We start from the raw sequence: 17596 nt of genomic DNA, 5'->3' as shown, positions 1-17596 counted from the left end.
GTGATCCCCTCCTGAAATCAATGAGATAGTGGGATAAAATAACCCTAATGTATAGACAATATATGTGTATGACGTTGTCCTACAACGTTATGACAGTTTTTATAATTTTTTTTGCCTAACTGTTATAGTCCATACAAATATAAAAAAACCTCTCTCCTACATTGTATTTCTGTAGGAAAGAGGTTATGACTAATCCACTAAAAAGATAGGTTCTTTTGTTTTTTCATCCATTGTATATGGCAATGAAAAGGCAGGCACAAACAGAGAATCCTGCATTAAGCAGTCGCGAATATCGTCACCTATTGCCTTCTTACAACTTCCATTTTGCATTGCTTGATATAAATCACTTCTGTAATCTATAAAAACTTCTCCATTTCCAGTTATAACAAAAGATAGGTTTTGGTTTGTATACGGGCTCACAACAAATGGTTCTTCGTCATAACCTATTTTCTCGAAATCCATTGTGTATACACCTTTTGTTATTTCTTCTTTGTATGGAGGGTATTTTTGTAAACTAATTAAAAGATTTATATCTTTAATTTTTTCCGCCATTCGTAAATCAAAAATCTTAACCGTTGGATTTTCCTCAACGTCAACTAGTACGTATTGAAACACACCTCCGGATTCGTAAGCGTTTCCAGGTGGTTCTGCTAAATACTTCGGACTGATTCTGTTAAAATCAATCGGGTACTTTTCATAAATAGGAGTGTCCATTTCCTTTGTCTTTATTGGCAATATACCACCATTATCCTCTTGAAATTGCTTAACTGCAGATTGGACCGCTTGAACTTGATCTTCATACGGTATTTGATTTTGTGCCAACTCATCCTGCGGGTACATACAGCCCGTCAACACCATTGCAACGATGAACAATAACAATAATACTTGGCCTTTCATACACTCAACCCTTTTAACCTATGTATTTTCCGTTACACTTAACTTGTTGGTCCCGATAGTACGACAAAAAAAATGATTATTCCAGAAAGAATCATTAAAAAATAGGCAACAATAGCTGTTATTGCTTTTAGAACTTTGTTAGAAAACTTAAATCTGCTTAAATAAATTAAAATAATGGAAATAAACATAAAGCCCATCCCCGCCAAGGAGACCCACATTTTCATTAGTGATGGTGACATTTGTAACTCCCTCCCTTTGCCTAAAATATTATATCATAATTGTCTCAATGCTTGCCTTTTTCGTTTTTCAGATCGAAAAAAAGCTAAAGCAAAGGAGGGGCGTCACTTTACTTTAGCTCGTAAGACTAAATATACATACTCCCTGTGTTCATTTTACCAGGTTTGCTTCGTTGCATTGTATGCATTTCTCTATGTAAACGCATCATTGAAAAGCCTATTTTTAAAAATATTTATTCTAATCCCTTTTCAACAAGTACATTTGCAAGATCTTCCATCTCATGAGTCTTTACACGTGTCATGAGCAAATCAACTTCATCCTTCGGTTTTGCATGGTTAAATAGGACATTGTACAACGCCGTTGTAATTGGCATCTTCACACCGTATTTTTCCGCTAATTGATACGCGGCTTTTGTGGTCCGAACACCCTCTACTACCATTCCCATATTTTCCAGCACTTCATCTAAATTTTGACCTTTGCCTAGCAAATTTCCAGCTCTCCAGTTTCTTGAGTGAACACTTGTAGATGTAACGATTAAATCACCTATCCCTGTTAAACCAGAAAATGTTAGCGGACTTGCACCCATTTTTGTGCCTAGTCGAGCGATTTCAGCAAGCCCCCTAGTTATTAGGGCTGCCTTTGCATTATCCCCATATCCTAACCCGTCTGTGATACCAGCGGCTAACGCAATAATATTCTTTAATGCGCCACCCACTTCTACTCCGATAATATCCGGATTTGTGTATACACGGAAATGTTGATTTATAAATAAATCCTGTACACGTTCAGCTGCTTCCATGCTCTTGGATGAGACAGTTACGGTTGTTGGTTGACGAAGACTCACCTCTTCAGCATGACTAGGCCCTGATAATACAACCACATCCTGTAAAAGATCTTCTGGCATTTCGTCTTCAATCATCTCTGAAATGCGCATAAGTGTATCTGGTTCAATCCCTTTACTAACATGGACAATGGTAAGCGGATTTTCAATACAAGGAACCATCTTTTTTATTACTTCACGAATGGCCTTAGTTGGTACAGCCAATATGATGGTCTTCACTCCTTTTAAAACCTCTTCAAGAGAGTCGTAACCAACAATTGTTTCCGGAAGTATTATCTCAGGCAAATACTTTTTATTTGTGTGAGTGGTATTTAACTCAATAATTTGATCCCGATTATGCCCCCATAATCTTACCTCATGATCGTTGTCGGCTAACACTAGCGATAGCGCGGTTCCCCAGCTTCCCGCTCCAATTACAGCAATTTTTTCTTTTTGGATTTGCATAGCATCACAACCTTTTACTTATTTTCTTTCTCTAGCAAAGATTTTGATAGGAGTTCCTTCAAACCCGAAAGCTTCTCTTATACGATTTTCTATAAAACGCTGATATGAGAAATGCATAAGCTCTGGATCATTGACAAACACAACAAAAGTAGGCGGCTTGACTGAAACTTGAGTCGTATAATAGATTTTCAGGCGCTTTCCATTGTCTGTTGGTGTTGGGTTCATAGCAACAGCGTCCATAATAATATCATTTAACACACTTGTGTCCACACGCATCGAATGATTTTCACTTGCCTTGTTTATCATTGGAATCAATGTATGAATTCTCTTTTTTGTTTTAGCAGATAAAAACACAATTGGAGCATAGTCTAGGAATAAGAAATGCGCACGTATTTTTTCCTCAAATTCTTTCATCGTCTTTTCATCTTTTTCCACTGCATCCCATTTATTTACGACTATCACTATAGCTCGTCCTGCTTCATGGGCATACCCAGCTATCTTTTTATCCTGTTCTATAATTCCCTCTTCTGCATTAATAACCACTAAAACGACGTCGGAACGTTCTATAGCACGTAACGCACGAAGCACACTATACTTTTCAGTTGTTTCGTACACTTTTCCCCTTTTTCTCATACCTGCCGTATCGATAATGACGTAGCGTTCTCCATTTACCGTTACCATAGAGTCTATTGCATCTCTTGTTGTACCAGCGATATCACTTACGATTACGCGCTCTTCTCCAAGCATCGCATTCACTAGTGATGATTTCCCTACATTTGGTCGACCAATCAGAGAAAACTTAATAACGTCATCATCATAGTCTTTCTCGTCCTTACTTGGAAAATGCTTAGCTGCTGCGTCTAAAAGATCACCAAGACCAAGACCATGTGACCCTGAGATTGGGTAAGGCTCTCCAAATCCTAAGGCATAAAAATCGTAAATTAGATCTCTCATTTCTGGGTTATCAATTTTATTTACTGCCAGGACCACCGGTTTTTTGGCACGATAAAGAATTTTCGCTACCTCTTCATCTGCAGAAGTAACTCCCTCTCTGCCATTTGTTAAGAAAATAATTACGTCTGCTTCCCTGATTGCAATTTCTGCTTGTTGACGAATCTGTTCTAAAAACGGTTCGTCTCCAATATCAATTCCACCAGTATCGATAATATTGAAATCATGACTAAGCCACTCAGCTGAACTATATATTCGATCTCGAGTAACCCCAGGTATATCTTCAACAATCGAAATCCGCTCACCAACTATTCTATTAAAGATTGTAGACTTCCCAACGTTAGGACGACCCACAATCGCTATTACAGGTTTTACCATTTTTTTCATCCTTCCTAAAATAATAAAAGAGATATCAACAATCATTCAGACAATATATAAGCAAAGTTATGTATCCGTGCAAGAACAGTTGAAATTACAAACATCTCATTTAATTATGGTGTAAATCAGCATTTAGTAAAGAAACCCTTCTACAAACAGAAGGGTCTAACTTTATTATATTATCAAAGTGGACATGTACTAGCAAACAAAATCAGAAGAAACCACTTTAATGTTTCACAATTACGTACAATTCATCTGTAAGAGAATGGGCAATTCCATCCAAAATGGCTTCAAGATTTGTCGTGATCTTTTCCATCTCCTCTTTATCATCACAATGAAAAACCGCCACCCCACATGGGACTTTTTTAGGATTAGTCGTAATGGCAGCAAGGATAAACTTTTCAATATCCATATTATCTCTCCTCTAATTTTCTCTCTCTCTCTTTTGGCATTCGGATGGCATTCTCTAAAGTCGGAACCTTTTTAATAATTTTCTTTGCCTTTTCAATATCATTTTCTTGAGGAAGAATAAATACCCCTACTCTCCCATCATCTAGGTCTCTTTTCGCCAATGGAACGAGAGCTGGTGTACCAGAATCTCGATACACTCCTAATGCGTTAGATACATCATGCAGAATTGCCTGGCGTTGTCCAAGATTCGCAATTGTCGCTCTTGCGTCAAAATTTTTCGGTTTAAGAATAAACCCCATCCCATAGCTTAGTACTTCCTTTTGTCTTTCTGGTAGTCCAATGTTCATTATATAAATATTGTCCACATACAAACCTGGACCATCAAAACGAGGTTCAAAGTACTCTACTTCTACAATATCACCAAGCCTGCCTCCAGACATTAGTTTGGTAGAAATGAAAATGGCAATGACCGCTGCAATGATCCCACCCAAAATATCAAAAAGGAGAAATCCAAGTGTACATAGAAAGGAAGTAAAAATAACTAAATAATTTCTACTTTCAAAAGCTATGGCAATGCCTTCAATATACGTTTTTCCTCGTGGTACTAGTTCATAGTTATCCAATTCATTTAATGTATTTCTTTCCATATTTCTCACATCTCTAAATTGTGAGGCAGCCAAAGTTAAAAAGGTGATGGCAGTAAACTCTTCTTCAAGAATAGATGGTATGGCAACAGTACCTAGCCCTGCTGCGATGAACCCTAAAGCTACATGAATGATTTTTCCGTGGAGGTAAGTAGGGTACTGTCGATAATCCGTACGTAGCATATAAATTCTTGTTGCTGTTCCAACAACCACTCCAAATAATATAGGATAAGTGTACTCACTCACGATTGTCTTCCTCTCCCCTTTTCTAGTTGATAAACATGTCCTTCAAACAGGCTAGTTAGCTTTTCAAAACCGCTCCAGGCCAGAATGAGACAAACAGATATGGAAATAACATCCAAAAATTGAAGTGACCCGATTGGGATTTCCATTGAATATACATCCAACACTAGAGAATAAACAAACTCTCCGTGGATGCTCCCAAAAAGAAGCGCAACCACCCTTTTAAAAACCTCATTATGCATCATAATGGTCATATACGTTAATACGACGGCAAACATCCAATTTCTATCAAGGATTAACCAAACAGGATCAAATAGTTCAAATAATTGAAAACTGCCATATGCAAGCATAAGAATAAATGATGTGATCAAAAAGTAGACGAGTGATTTTCCTTTCATTTTCCCAATTTCATAATAGGCTAGGAATAAAAAGAAAATTGAAACAACAGACACTTCTAGCCCAAACAAGTGTATAGATTGAGAAGACAAGATAATCGAAAATAATATGATGACTGTGTACTTTACTCGGTTGGGATTATTTTTACTCATTAAAAAGGTCGTACAAATCCAAAGAGCCCAAAATGTCCAATAAAAGAATATTCCTTCCATGTCACCCCTCCTATCATCTCCATTATGGCTTTTCAGTATGTACTTTAACCGTAAGATGTATAAACTTTCAAAAATGATTCATGTTAATGAAGAGGAGGTGGGATCATGGGTAAAGATCGTCAACAAAGCAAGTTAAAAGCAAGTGGTCGTGTCGAGTCCGATCGAGACCAAGAGTTGGAGAAAAAAGGAGCAACCAAACTTTCCAGTCCAGAAGAGGCTAGAGAGCTAAATGATAATAAAAGATATTAATGAAAAAAGCTCCCTTTTCCGGGAGCTTTATCGATTGCTATATATTTTTGTGTTTATTCCTCGTTCATTAAGCCAATGATGAGTTTTCCCCTCGATTACCAAAGGTGCCTTTTGAAGATCCATAATAGTTCTTGCACCAAGAGCGGTCAGCATAAACCCAATTTCCATCTTGATTTCTTCAATTTCTGAAATACTTGCCTCTATTCCTTCTTCCAAAAGGATTTTGAGCAAATACCCTGCTAACCCTGTTGCGGATGCACCTAAAGAAAGTGCCTTAACAACGTCTAAGCTTGACTGTATGCCTCCTGAACCTAATACAGTTAAGTCATGGAAACTGTATTTCACCTCTGCAATGGAAGCAGCTGTAGGAATTCCCCATGAGTTAAAAAACGACAGCAACCGATTTCGTCTTTCATTTTCGATTTTGGCAAAGTTTGTCCCACCAAAACCACCGACATCGACAATAGAAACTCCCACTTGAGTGAGTTTCTTTACTGTTTCACGACTCAGGCCAAAACCAACCTCTTTCACAATGACAGGTACAGGTAATTTTTTTACTATTTCTTCAATGCGCGATAGTGCACCAGTAAAATCCCGATCTCCCTCGGGCATCGTTAGTTCTTGAATTGTATTTAAGTGGATTTGAAGCGCATTTGCTTCTAGTATATCAACCGCTTGAAGCGCCTGATCCACTGATGCTTCACTACCTAAATTTGCAAATATCAATCCATTCGGATTTACTTTTCTAACAATTTTATAAGTGCATATCTCACTAGGGTTCTTTATTGATGACATTTGTGATCCAACTGCCATTGCCACTCTTGTTTCCTTTGCCACAAGGGCTAGCTGTCCATTTATTTCTTCTGTTCGTTCTCCACCACCGCCGGTCATGGCATTGATAAAAAGAGGCGAACTCAAAGAAAGTTCGCCAATCATAGTATCAAGACTCACCTGCTCTGTTGAGGAGTCAGGCAAGCTTTGATGAATAAACGTAATATCATCAAAACCAGTATCTCTCGATTGCCCTGTAGAGAGAGCAAATTGTATATGATCCCATTTCCGTTTCGATCTAGTCAATGATCATCACCATTATCTCTTTAAATTCTTCAATTGATCTCCAATCATTTCACCTAACTGAAAACCTTTTGATTCTTCAGGAAGTTCATAATCCTTCACTTCTTCTTCCTTTTCAGCTAGTTCTTTTATACTTAGAGAAAGTCTTTGTTCTTGCTCATTTACTTCAAGAACCTTCACTTTCACTGTTTCATTTTCCTTTAATACTTCATGTGGTGTAGCTATATGCTTATGTGAAATTTGAGAAATATGAACTAACCCTTCTACTCCTGGGAACACTTCAACAAAAGCACCATAAGAAACAAGACGTTTTACTACCCCTTCTAAAGTAGTACCTTTTGCTGCTTTTTCAGTAATATTAGCCCATGGTCCAGGTAATGTTTCTTTAATAGATAAAGAAATACGCTCATTATCACGGTCAACACTAAGTACCTTTACTTGAACCTGCTGTCCCTCTTGAACTACATCCGTTGGCTTAACCACATGCTCATGAGATAACTGAGAAATGTGAACCAATCCATCAATTCCACCAATATCTACAAATGCACCAAAATCAGTAATTCTTTGAACAGTACCTGAAAGAACCTGACCAGGAGCTAATGAATCTAAAATATTTTTCTTTTGTTTTCCTTTTTCAAGCTCAATAACAGCACGATGAGAAAGGATAAGACGATTCTTCTCCTTGTCTAATTCAACAATTTTAAATAGCATCGTTTTACCTTTATAATCAGAGAAATCTTCAACAAAGTGTGCTTCCACTAAAGAAGCAGGAACAAAACCTCTAACTCCAAGATCTACTACAAGTCCGCCTTTTACAACATCTTTAATTTCAGCATCAAAGACTTCACCAGATTCAAACTTTTGCTCAAGCTCTTGCCATGCATTTTCAGCATCTACTTTTCGCTTTGAAAGGATTAGGGCATCTTCTTCTACCTTTAGAACTTCTAATTCAAGCTGGTCACCTTCATTAACCGCATCGCTTGCTTTTTCAATGTGCAGACTTGATAATTCACTAATTGGTATAATTCCATCAAGTTTACTGTTTGGTATTGAGATAATAACCTGTTTTTCTTCCACCTTTGTCACTTGTCCGCTTACTTTGTCACCCACTTGAAAATCCATAACTTCCACTTGATTCATTTCTTCAGACATATGTACTCCTCCTTAATCCATTAACTGCTCCATTTTTATAAAAAGTGATGTTTGCATCACCGTTTGAAACAATGGCTTCTGATCTTACTTAGAGAATAATCTAAAAAATCTCTTTAATTAAACTTCTTATAAATGACCATTTTTGTCAAGCGAGATACTCCCTATTTGTTCGCAATAATCAGTTTTCTGATTTCTTCCATAATGATTTTTGTAGCCTCATCTGCTGATATTTTATTTTTTCGATATTCTGAAAAGTCAACTGGCTTACCATAAACCACTTTTAACTTATTAAATGCTTTATATGGGCCAATAACTGCACAAGGGACAATTAGCGCTTCGGATCTTGTTGCAAAGAATCCAGCACCGGCTAACCCTTCTCCTAACTCACCCGTCTTACTTCGAGTTCCCTCTGGGAATAAACCAAGAACACTATCTTCTTTAAGGATAGCGAGCCCTTTCCTAAGTGCTTCACGATCACTCATCCCTCTTTTTACAGGAAATGCATTCAAATAAGGGACGAACTTTCCTAATAAAGGAACTCGGAACAACTCCTCTTTTGCCATAAAATGCACCGGTCGGGGAGTTGTTATTCCTACGACAATTGGATCAAAGTTTGAAATATGATTGGAACAAAGTAAAACTGATCCTACTTTAGGAATATTTTCTTGGCCAATTGTTTCTATACGATACAAAGGCTTATAGATCATGTTTACAACGGATCGTGCAAAAGTATATACCGTCAATAGGATCCTATCCTTTCTTTTGCTAATGCTAAGATTTTCTCAACTACCTCTTGAATCGATAAGGAAGTGGTATCTATCTCTACTGCATCATCCGCTTTTTTTAAAGGTGCTACTTCTCGTTCAGAATCTAATTTATCTCTAGCCGCAATCTCCTGTTTTAGCATTTCTAAGTCAGCTGGAAATCCTTTTTCAAGATTTTCTTGAAATCTTCTTTCCGCTCTTTCCTGAACGCTTGCTAGAAGAAACACTTTGATTTCAGCGTGGGGAAGGACATGTGTGCCAATATCTCGACCATCCATAACTACTCCCCCACTCGCACCGAATTGCTGTTGTCTTTTCACCATTTCTTCTCGAATTAATCGGTGTTTTGCCACGATAGAGACTTGATTTGTCACCTCGGCAGATCGAATTTCGTTTGTAACTTCTTGGCCGTCAAGAAATACAAGTTGTCCTTTTTCACCTGGCAACAAGTCAATTTTTGTATTTGCTAAAAGCTCATGAAGGGCACTCTCATCGGTAAGCTCACAATTAGACTGTAAAGCTTTATATGTAATTGCACGATACATAGCACCTGTATCAATATAAATATATGAGAGTTTCTCAGCTATTATTTTGGCAACAGTACTTTTTCCTGCAGCAGCAGGACCGTCGATTGCGATAGATATTTTACTCATATGTCCTCCTAGTTGTTTGAACTTCAATATGGTTAGTTTGTTCAATTTGAATCATAAACGAATGATTCCTTATATATTTTAGCATATACTTGTTCGTAGCTTGTTAATAATATTGCAAAAAACAAAAAAAGCAGGAGCGCTCCCTGCTTTTCATTTCCCATTAAAGGTTTCTAAAAAATCCGTAAAATTACTTTTGTTAACACCTTCGTATTTTGTAATAATTTTCAACTCAGGAAAAATGCTTAACTGATGAAAGAAAAACTGTGCACCGATAAGGAAAAGAAACTGAATGACAATGATCTTAACAATAATACGTTCAAACGTCTTCACCTTTTCACTTCCTCCCATAATATCAGTACTATTATAGGGAATTTATGGCTATTTTATTCAAGTTTCGAGTCCCTTCTTCTTTAGAAGCAACTGGCGGTCAAAGCTAAAACGGAGCAAAAGTTGACGGTCCTGTGAACTCATATCAACAAATTGTAATGATGCCTTCTTACGACTGTCATCTAAAGGAATAAGCCTTACTACTTTACTTCTTACTTGTAAATAATGAATTTCTCCGCTTTGCATAGGAAGTACCACCCATAATTGAAGGGTTTGACCAGCGAGGATTCCATGTTTATCGTTGATAAGGATTGCTGCACCGCCCGCACTTATATCATCTGTAACAGTTGTAAATGGCTTAAACTCTGAATTTGTAGGATGTACTGCTACGTCTGCAGTAGTTTCGACCCTTACATATTGACGCCTTTGAACCTTTACCAAGTGCTCATCACCAGGATAAGAAAGAATAAGCATGGGAATATTCTGCTTCGTTCTACCTAAAACCTCAGATTCAAATAAAAAGACCGAGTTATTGTCCTGAGAAACAAACGAACCTTTTAACTGTGTCCCATCAATTAGAAAGACCGTTCTTTCTGTTGCCATATTAATTGGATAATCGATATAGATTTGATTTTCTTTTTGTTCTACAACCTTACATTTAAATTTATCTAATTTATCTCCATATTTTAACTCAAGCATAATTACAGTGCCTATTTTCAACATACATCACACATCCTGTCAAAACTTGTCACACAAATTATGACATGAACTCATTCATTGACGCAATACGAATCTAAAAAAAAGGAAAAGCAGGCGCTTTTCCTTAGACAACATCCTCATATACTTCCTCGGCATTTTCTAGCTTATCGACCTTTTCTTCGATCCCACTATCTGCGTTAATGAAAATACGGTACGTGTCATCACCTAGTGTTCCCATAAATTCATAACACAGTACTTCTTCGTTCATATCGTTAATAATAATAGATTGTCTATTTTCCATCACCTTAACACTTGGGTTAATTTTCTTTTGTGCGTCTTCCACCGATAGAGTTGGCTTAGGAATATCTCTCACATGGTGAGAACGTAAATAATCATCAGCAGAAAAACCTAAAATATTTCCATTATCCAATGCTACCTTTACATTAATAGAATCCGGATACACTCTAACATCATTTTCATTTGTAACAAAGGTAAATACTCCAATATTATCGTACTGTGTGCTTTCAAATAGATCTAAATTTTCAAAGCCCGTATCCTTTAAGAATTGAATCGCTTTCGTACTTGCATCATTGAGACTTATTTTTTGCTCTTTTACATCACGAGAGTAGATAAACCAAATTGGATAACCACCTTTTTTCGTGACATCCATATTTGCTTCTTCATTCGTCCCCTTCTTTTGTACAGAAATACTATAAAAACCCGTACTTGCACCTTTCCCACTTTCCGTAACCTTAACAGTCACATCATTTCCAAAGGCTGCATATTTTTTTGCAATTTGGACGGCCTCTTCTTCTTTTACTTGTTTCCCTTGCAAGTATTTAAACTCATTGTCTTCTTTTTGACTTAAAGACACAAAGTCAGGTCCAAAATCTGTGTCTCCATAACCTTCAACCGTTTTCTCAACGGTCTTAAAGCCATCAATGATTGTATTATCTAAAGGCTCTTCAGTTGATGCTAGAGCCAGTTCAACATCCATCCAGCGTAAGTTATTTTCTAAAACCATATGCTGTACCTTTCGCAATTCACCTTGTATCTCTGCTGACTGCTTATACAGGTCCTGCAATGATTGGTACTCTTTATCCGTTAATGGTTCTTTCTCTAAATCTCTAATTGCGGTACGGTAACTAAAATCACCAATTTTCGCGAGAAACTCCTCCGTCTTGTTGAAAGGTAGAAGAGTTAACGGAAGTTGACCAACATCACTATGAGCATCAGATGTTATTTTCCAAACCTCTGCTAAAGAAGGCGATAATGATTCCCTTGAATTCATAGCTAATGTAGTTCCAATTTTATTATTCAGTAAATCTACCTGATAGCTTAGATCGTGAAACGCTCTTTGATAGTTGTTCTCAGCATTAATGAGTACGGCATTTTTTTCACGATGCTCTTGGTAGCCCCAAAAAGCTGTACCAGCTACCCCGAGCACCAAAACACCTATTAAGATTGTTCTAATCAATTCGACCTCACCCCTATTTACAGAATATATGCTTTCCGATGCGCTTAATTTGTGGTCTAGACCAAATCCATCCACTTGTCGCCGTGTCAGGGTTAAAATAATAGATGGCATTACCAGTCGGATCCCAACCGTTCATGGCGTCCAGAACTGCTTTTTTTGCGCTTTCATTTGGGGTTAACCAAATCTGGCCATCTGCAACGGCAGTAAACGCTCTTGGCTCAAAGATAACACCTGAAACTGTATTAGGAAATGTAGCACTTTGCACCCTGTTTAATATGACAGCCGCCACCGCTACTTGACCAATATAAGGTTCTCCCCTTGCTTCTCCATACACAGCGTTTGCCATTAACTGAATATCATTCTGTGAAAAACCACTTGGTACATTAGCTGCTGTAGGTTTTTTTGGCGGTGTTGCAGCTGTTGCTTTTGGGCCAGCTTGGTTTCCAGCATTTGCTTGTGGTGCAGCAGGTTTCTTTGCTGCAGTATTATTATTTTGCGGCTTCTTAGCTGCTGTTGTATTCTGTTTACTTTGTTCAGCTGTTGTATTTTGTTTCGGTTGTTGTGCAGTTGGAGCTTTTGCTTGGTTTTTTGCTGTTGGTTTTTTTGCAGTTGCCGTTCCTTGATTCTTATTCGGCTGCGCCTTATTTGCTTTCGGGTTAGGCTTCTTTTGCTTTGCTAAATCTACTCCACCATAATGAGTAAATTTGTTTCCATTATTTATTTGTTCCTTGACAAATTGTTCATTGTACTTTGTTGCCTTTACTAATTTCTGCTTTGTTGTTGGACCAGCAAGTCCATCAATTGGTAGTCCAAATTCGTACTGAAAGTTTCTTAGCGCCCAATACGTCTTCCATCCGAATACACCGTCAATTTTCCCATTATAATAACCGATGTACTGAAGACGTGATTGAAGTTCAATAACATCTTCACCTACTGCCCCTTGTTGAATCACTTGATTGGTGAAGGCATCAACCTGATCCACCTTTGTTGTAAAGGGGACAATAACTTGTGTTAGAAAGAAGATTGTAGCAACTTTCATTAATAAAATTTTTTTGTTCATCGTTTGCAACCCCCAGATGTAAATCTTATTAACATTAATCCTATTTTTTGTAGAGGTTGGTTTTTTATACAAAAAGCTACTAGAAACTTCTTAAATAAGAATCGAAAGACAAAATAAAACCCCTCTCAATTTTATAATTGAAGGGGGTTTTGAATGTGTATATCATCATTAGTGGTTTTTATTCCGCTCAAGTGTCTCGCACTTTTCACCTTACGGAGAGCAAGCCACCATAAAAAAATCATAAATGGCAGTATAAAGATCAGCCAGTATTCAAAAGACATTAATATATAATCATAAATACCATGAAAAAATACAGGAAGAAACAGTGAAAAAAGGAGCCATTTCCCTTTTTTTTCTTTCGTAAATTTCCCTTTTCCTAAATAGTAGCCCATTAACACACCAAAAAGCGCATGACTTGAAACAGGTAATAGCGCACGACCCACAGCGTGCTCGACCCCATTTGCCAACAAATACAATATATTTTCACTTGTTGCGAACCCTAGTGCTACAGAAGTACCATATACAATTCCATCATACGGTTCGTCAAATTCAACATGTTGATAAATTGCATAAAAAAGGATGAACCACTTGAAAAATTCTTCCAAAAACCCTGTCGTAAAGAAGGCATTTAAAAAATCAGAAACAACTAAATGCTCTACATCAATCACATATTGAATAAACATAATTGGAAATACAAGCAGTGCTCCGTATATGAATGTACGTAAAACCACTGAGATTGGTTCTGACCCGTACTCATCTCTTAAGTAGAAATAACTAAGAAGAGCTAAGCCAGGAGCTATCCCAGCAGAAAAAATCCCTAGCATTTGCTATCCTCTTTTCCATTCGTTTCTTCCATCGTATCATGAGTTCTTAAGAAAGAAAATCAATATTTTTGACGTTTCGTGTAGACGAAGCGGCTTTCATATAGGTATGATTCTAACAGGATCATTTAACGGGAGGTTCTTATGAAAAATCTACTTGTTATCCACACAGGCGGAACGATAGCAATGAGTGAGGATACAGAAACAGGAGCTGTAAAACCGGGCGAAAAAAATCCAATTGTCGATAAAACAAGGGAGCTTTTGTCGGTTGCGAATTTATTCATTGAGGAGCCTTTCCAGCTGCCCTCACCCCATATAACGGCAAAAGAAATGCTGCAGTTAAGAACAATTATTGAATCTTATATAAAGGAAGATAAAGTTAACGGAGTTGTGATTACACATGGCACTGATACATTAGAGGAAACTGCTTATTTCTTAGATTTAACGATTCGGACAAGCATACCGATTGTTTTGACTGGGGCAATGCGATCAAGTAATGAGATTGGTTCAGACGGTCTTTATAATTTACTTTCAGCATTAAAAGTAGCAAATAGTGAAGAAGCGGTTGGAAATGGAGTTCTAGTGGTGTTAAACGACGAAATACACACGGCAGTAAATGTAACGAAGACTCATACAAGCAATGTATCTACCTTTCAAAGCCCGCAGTATGGACCCATTGGGACTGTGACAAAAAGAGGAGTTTTCTTTCACCACTCACCAAAGAAAAGAGAAATGTATCATGTGGAGAACATTTCTAAACGCGTAGTACTAATTAAAGCTCATGCCGGAATGGATTCTTCCCTCCTTTATGCGATAAACGATTTACATTTTGACGGTGTTGTTATTGAGGCGTTAGGACAAGGAAATCTTCCTCCAGCAACTATTCATGGTATTAAGCTGCTGCTCGAAAACAAAATACCGGTAGTATTTGTTTCAAGATGCTTTAACGGACTAGCGGAAGATGTTTATAGCTATGAAGGCGGTGGAAAGCAATTTAAGGATTTGGGCGTCATTTTCTCTAAAGGTCTTAATGGGCAAAAGGCTAGAATTAAATTGATGATTACTCTAGAAACGACTACCGATATAAAAAAACTAGATCACATGTTTCAATAAAAAATACCGGGCAAATATTTGCCCGGTATTTCTTACTATTCTTTATTAGCTATTGATTGAGCTATTTGCTCTCCATGGAAGCGGCCGTTTTCAATAAAAATTTCATTCGCATTGTTTCCAGCCGCTAATACACCTGCAATATAAATGCCTTCAATATTGCTTTCCATCGTTTCTCCATTATACCTTGGCCTTCCAGTGTCACGATCAATTTCTATTCCCATTTGAGCAAGAAATCTATGATCTGGATGATAACCAGTCATAGCAAACACAAAGTCATTTTTTATGCTATACACTTTGCCATGTTTGTGATAAGTTACTTTTTCAGATTCAATTTCCTTTAACTCTGCTTCAAATTCCATCTTTACGACACCATTTCGAACGAGTGAATCAAATTCAGGAAGAATCCATGGTTTAATAGAAGGAGAATAATCTTTCCCACGATAAATAACGGTTACTCTTGCACCTGCTTTTACAAGCTCGATCGTAGCGTCAACGCTTGAGTTCTTTCCTCCAACGACAACAATATCTTGATCAAAATAAGGGTGGGCTTCTTTGAAATAATGAGAAACTTTAGGTAAATCCTCACCTGGAACTCCCATCAAATTTGGATGATCATAATAACCAGTTGCTACAATCACATATCTTGCAGCGTACTCCTTTTTATCGGTGCGAACGATAAACACATTATCTTCTTTTATTACTCTTGTTACTTTTTCAAACGGATACACCCGTAAACCTTTCCTTTTTACTACTTCCCGATAATATACTAATGCTTGATTTCTTCTTGGTTTGTATTCTTCTGTAAAAAAAGGAACATCTCCAATTTCTAACTTCTCACTCGTACTAAAAAATGTTTGGTGTGTAGGATAATGATAAATCGCATTTACTATGTTTCCTTTTTCAATAATTAGCGGATTCTTCCCAATTTTTTTCAATGCGATTGCCGCTGATAAGCCACACGGTCCTCCACCAATAATAATTGCATCTTCTATTTGCATCGCTCTCTCTCCTAAACAAAAAAATCTCCATCATTTTATGATAGGAGATTTTTTATTTCTTTTCAAATATAAATCATTAAATCCAACCTCTAAATCTTGATGCTTCAGCCATTTTCCTTACACCAACCATATATGCTGCTAAGCGCATATCTACGCGTCTGGTTTGTGCAGTATCATATATATTATTAAAAGATTTACACATAACCTTTTCTAACTTTTCTTCTACTTCTTCTTCCGTCCAGTAATACCCTTGATTATTTTGGACCCACTCAAAATAAGACACGGTAACTCCACCGGCAGAAGCAAGCACATCAGGTACAAGTAAAATCCCTCTGTCCGTTAAGATCTTAGTCGCTTCGAGTGTCGTTGGACCATTTGCCGCTTCAACAACTATCTTCGCGCGAATATTATGAGCGTTTTCTTCTGTGATTTGATTCTCAATGGCTGCAGGAACCAAGATGTCACAGTCTAATTCAAGCAACTCTTTATTTGTAATCGTATTATTAAATAGCTTTGTAACTGTTCCAAAGCTATCACGTCTGTCCAATAAATAATCTATATCCAATCCATTTGGATCATGTAATGCTCCATACGCATCGGAGATACCCACTACTTTTGCACCTGCATCATGCATAAACTTTGACAGATAGCTACCTGCGTTTCCAAATCCTTGAACAACCACACGTGCACCTTCAATATTAATACCCTTTTTCGCAGCAGCTTCTCTTATACAAATAGTTACACCTTTTGCAGTTGCCGATTCCCTACCATGTGAACCACCTAGTACGAGTGGTTTTCCAGTAATAAAACCTGGAGAATTAAATTCATCTATTCGACTATACTCATCCATCATCCAAGCCATGATTTGTGAATTTGTAAACACATCTGGCGCCGGTATATCTTTAGTTGGTCCAACAATCTGACTAATCGCTCTAACGTAGCCTCGACTTAAGCGTTCTAGTTCACGAAATGACATGTCACGAGGGTCACACACAATGCCCCCCTTACCTCCGCCATATGGTAAGTCAACGATTCCACATTTTAAACTCATCCAAATAGAAAGTGCCTTTACTTCCTTTTCTGTTACACCTGGATGGAAACGAATTCCTCCTTTTGTTGGCCCAACAGCATCATTGTGTTGTGCACGATACCCTGTAAATATCTTTACTGACCCATCGTCCATCCTTACTGGGATTTTTACTGTTAACATTCTCATTGGTTCTTTTAATAGTTCATATACTTCTTCAGGGTAGCCAAGCTTTTCTAATGCACTGTGAATAACGGTTTGAGTCGATCTTAGCACATCAAGCTTTTCTTCATGGTTTATGTTTGTAGTCCCTTTTTCGGCCACTATTTTACCCTCCTAAAATCACTAACAATGTTGTCCCATTCATGACATAGTATACACTTTTAGGTAATTTATGCAATAATAAATGAAAATTTTTTGACATTTTTAATATAATTTTTGAAAACGCTACCATTGTTGTTATTTAGGGAATTTTCTGTATTTTTCCATTTCCCTTATCAGCCTTAAATGGGGTTTTCCACCTTCTGT

General features: G+C 37.4%; 20 protein-coding genes. 2 read left to right on the top strand and 18 right to left on the bottom strand.

The window, feature by feature from the left end; all coding sequences use genetic code 11:
• Nucleotides 1–189: 189 nt before the first annotated feature.
• From ACVBAX_RS02595 to ACVBAX_RS02565, 7 genes are all read right to left on the bottom strand, one after another.
• Nucleotides 190–897 carry a hypothetical protein gene (locus ACVBAX_RS02595; protein WP_447115777.1) on the bottom strand — a complete coding sequence of 236 codons (708 nt, stop codon included), beginning with the start codon at nt 895–897 and terminating at the stop codon, nt 190–192.
• A 38-nt stretch (nt 898–935) separates the two neighbouring features.
• Complete coding sequence (locus tag ACVBAX_RS02590) at nt 936–1136, bottom strand: DUF2768 domain-containing protein (protein ID WP_447115776.1); 201 nt, start codon at nt 1134–1136, stop codon at nt 936–938.
• Between the two features lie 230 nt (nt 1137–1366).
• Nucleotides 1367–2419, bottom strand: a complete 1053-nt coding sequence (locus ACVBAX_RS02585; RefSeq protein WP_447115775.1) for an NAD(P)H-dependent glycerol-3-phosphate dehydrogenase — start codon at nt 2417–2419, stop codon at nt 1367–1369.
• A gap of 18 nt (nt 2420–2437) precedes the next feature.
• The gene (gene der / locus ACVBAX_RS02580; protein WP_447115774.1) at nt 2438–3748 is read right to left on the bottom strand and encodes a ribosome biogenesis GTPase Der; all 1311 of its coding nucleotides are present in this window, start codon (nt 3746–3748) and stop codon (nt 2438–2440) included.
• Between the two features lie 226 nt (nt 3749–3974).
• Nucleotides 3975–4160, bottom strand: coding sequence for a capping complex subunit for YIEGIA (locus ACVBAX_RS02575; protein WP_251514652.1), 186 nt, complete (start codon nt 4158–4160; stop codon nt 3975–3977).
• Between the two features lies 1 nt (nt 4161).
• Nucleotides 4162–5049, bottom strand: coding sequence for a YIEGIA family protein (locus ACVBAX_RS02570; RefSeq protein WP_447115773.1), 888 nt, complete (start codon nt 5047–5049; stop codon nt 4162–4164).
• Nucleotides 5046–5654 (bottom strand): YphA family membrane protein, encoded by a 609-nt coding sequence (locus ACVBAX_RS02565; protein ID WP_447115772.1) that lies wholly within the window; start codon nt 5652–5654, stop codon nt 5046–5048. Before ACVBAX_RS02565 ends, ACVBAX_RS02570 begins: the two co-directional genes overlap by 4 nt.
• A gap of 105 nt (nt 5655–5759) precedes the next feature.
• Here ACVBAX_RS02565 and ACVBAX_RS02560 point away from each other — a divergent pair, with 105 nt between their 5' ends.
• Entirely contained in the window at nt 5760–5903 is a 144-nt protein-coding gene (locus ACVBAX_RS02560; protein ID WP_160547131.1) for a YpzI family protein, read from the top strand.
• A 27-nt stretch (nt 5904–5930) separates the two neighbouring features.
• On the opposite strand, the gene fni is transcribed toward ACVBAX_RS02560, so the two are convergent.
• The 9 genes from fni to prsW all read right to left on the bottom strand — a co-directional run bounded on the left by fni (nt 5931) and on the right by prsW (nt 13933).
• Entirely contained in the window at nt 5931–6980 is a 1050-nt protein-coding gene (gene fni / locus ACVBAX_RS02555; protein ID WP_447115771.1) for a type 2 isopentenyl-diphosphate Delta-isomerase, read from the bottom strand.
• Between the two features lie 12 nt (nt 6981–6992).
• Nucleotides 6993–8129 carry a 30S ribosomal protein S1 gene (rpsA, locus tag ACVBAX_RS02550; RefSeq protein WP_447115770.1) on the bottom strand — a complete coding sequence of 379 codons (1137 nt, stop codon included), beginning with the start codon at nt 8127–8129 and terminating at the stop codon, nt 6993–6995.
• 161 nt (nt 8130–8290) lie between these two features.
• Complete coding sequence (locus ACVBAX_RS02545) at nt 8291–8872, bottom strand: lysophospholipid acyltransferase family protein (protein ID WP_447115769.1); 582 nt, start codon at nt 8870–8872, stop codon at nt 8291–8293.
• A complete protein-coding gene (gene cmk, locus ACVBAX_RS02540; RefSeq protein WP_447115768.1) occupies nt 8869–9546 on the bottom strand; it encodes a (d)CMP kinase in 678 nt (225 codons plus the stop codon). The genes ACVBAX_RS02545 and cmk overlap by 4 nt, the downstream gene beginning before the upstream one ends.
• A gap of 150 nt (nt 9547–9696) precedes the next feature.
• Nucleotides 9697–9876: a YpfB family protein gene (locus tag ACVBAX_RS02535; RefSeq protein ID WP_447115767.1), complete on the bottom strand. Its 180-nt coding sequence runs from the start codon at nt 9874–9876 to the stop codon at nt 9697–9699.
• A 57-nt stretch (nt 9877–9933) separates the two neighbouring features.
• On the bottom strand, nt 9934–10596 hold the full coding sequence (locus tag ACVBAX_RS02530) for a flagellar brake protein (protein ID WP_447115766.1): 663 nt from the start codon (nt 10594–10596) through the stop codon (nt 9934–9936).
• A 100-nt stretch (nt 10597–10696) separates the two neighbouring features.
• The gene (gene ypeB, locus ACVBAX_RS02525; RefSeq protein WP_447115765.1) at nt 10697–12049 is read right to left on the bottom strand and encodes a germination protein YpeB; all 1353 of its coding nucleotides are present in this window, start codon (nt 12047–12049) and stop codon (nt 10697–10699) included.
• A 13-nt stretch (nt 12050–12062) separates the two neighbouring features.
• The gene (gene sleB / locus ACVBAX_RS02520) at nt 12063–13109 is read right to left on the bottom strand and encodes a spore cortex-lytic enzyme (protein WP_447115764.1); all 1047 of its coding nucleotides are present in this window, start codon (nt 13107–13109) and stop codon (nt 12063–12065) included.
• 131 nt (nt 13110–13240) lie between these two features.
• Nucleotides 13241–13933, bottom strand: coding sequence for a glutamic-type intramembrane protease PrsW (prsW, locus tag ACVBAX_RS02515; protein WP_447115763.1), 693 nt, complete (start codon nt 13931–13933; stop codon nt 13241–13243).
• A 141-nt stretch (nt 13934–14074) separates the two neighbouring features.
• Between prsW and ACVBAX_RS02510 the strand changes: the two genes are divergently transcribed.
• The gene (locus ACVBAX_RS02510) at nt 14075–15043 is read left to right on the top strand and encodes an asparaginase (RefSeq protein WP_447115762.1); all 969 of its coding nucleotides are present in this window, start codon (nt 14075–14077) and stop codon (nt 15041–15043) included.
• 35 nt (nt 15044–15078) lie between these two features.
• On the opposite strand, the gene ACVBAX_RS02505 is transcribed toward ACVBAX_RS02510, so the two are convergent.
• Together ACVBAX_RS02505 and ACVBAX_RS02500 are read right to left on the bottom strand one after the other, a co-directional pair.
• Entirely contained in the window at nt 15079–16041 is a 963-nt protein-coding gene (locus ACVBAX_RS02505; RefSeq protein WP_447115761.1) for a YpdA family putative bacillithiol disulfide reductase, read from the bottom strand.
• A 76-nt stretch (nt 16042–16117) separates the two neighbouring features.
• Nucleotides 16118–17395 (bottom strand): Glu/Leu/Phe/Val family dehydrogenase, encoded by a 1278-nt coding sequence (locus ACVBAX_RS02500; protein ID WP_119708969.1) that lies wholly within the window; start codon nt 17393–17395, stop codon nt 16118–16120.
• Between the last annotated feature and the right edge of the window lie 201 nt (nt 17396–17596).

The organism is Robertmurraya sp. GLU-23 (genome assembly GCF_052983275.1).
The sequence above is the reverse complement of the archived record's forward strand: the minus strand, read 5'-3'. Positions and strand labels throughout refer to the sequence as shown.

Excerpts from the sequence above, each read along its gene's own strand:
- ACVBAX_RS02575 (WP_251514652.1), bottom strand. The coding sequence starts at position 4,160 with ATGGATATTGAAAAGTTTATCCTTGCTGCCATTACGACTAATCCTAAA.
- rpsA (WP_447115770.1), bottom strand. The coding sequence starts at position 8,129 with ATGTCTGAAGAAATGAATCAAGTGGAAGTTATGGATTTTCAAGTGGGT.
- ACVBAX_RS02590 (WP_447115776.1), bottom strand. The coding sequence starts at position 1,136 with ATGTCACCATCACTAATGAAAATGTGGGTCTCCTTGGCGGGGATGGGC.
- ACVBAX_RS02505 (WP_447115761.1), bottom strand. The coding sequence starts at position 16,041 with ATGCAAATAGAAGATGCAATTATTATTGGTGGAGGACCGTGTGGCTTA.
- ACVBAX_RS02595 (WP_447115777.1), bottom strand. The coding sequence starts at position 897 with ATGAAAGGCCAAGTATTATTGTTATTGTTCATCGTTGCAATGGTGTTG.
- ACVBAX_RS02565 (WP_447115772.1), bottom strand. The coding sequence starts at position 5,654 with ATGGAAGGAATATTCTTTTATTGGACATTTTGGGCTCTTTGGATTTGT.
- ACVBAX_RS02510 (WP_447115762.1), top strand. The coding sequence starts at position 14,075 with ATGAAAAATCTACTTGTTATCCACACAGGCGGAACGATAGCAATGAGT.
- sleB (WP_447115764.1), bottom strand. The coding sequence starts at position 13,109 with ATGAACAAAAAAATTTTATTAATGAAAGTTGCTACAATCTTCTTTCTA.
- ACVBAX_RS02585 (WP_447115775.1), bottom strand. The coding sequence starts at position 2,419 with ATGCAAATCCAAAAAGAAAAAATTGCTGTAATTGGAGCGGGAAGCTGG.
- der (WP_447115774.1), bottom strand. The coding sequence starts at position 3,748 with ATGGTAAAACCTGTAATAGCGATTGTGGGTCGTCCTAACGTTGGGAAG.
- ACVBAX_RS02560 (WP_160547131.1), top strand. The coding sequence starts at position 5,760 with ATGGGTAAAGATCGTCAACAAAGCAAGTTAAAAGCAAGTGGTCGTGTC.
- prsW (WP_447115763.1), bottom strand. The coding sequence starts at position 13,933 with ATGCTAGGGATTTTTTCTGCTGGGATAGCTCCTGGCTTAGCTCTTCTT.
- ACVBAX_RS02530 (WP_447115766.1), bottom strand. The coding sequence starts at position 10,596 with ATGTTGAAAATAGGCACTGTAATTATGCTTGAGTTAAAATATGGAGAT.
- cmk (WP_447115768.1), bottom strand. The coding sequence starts at position 9,546 with ATGAGTAAAATATCTATCGCAATCGACGGTCCTGCTGCTGCAGGAAAA.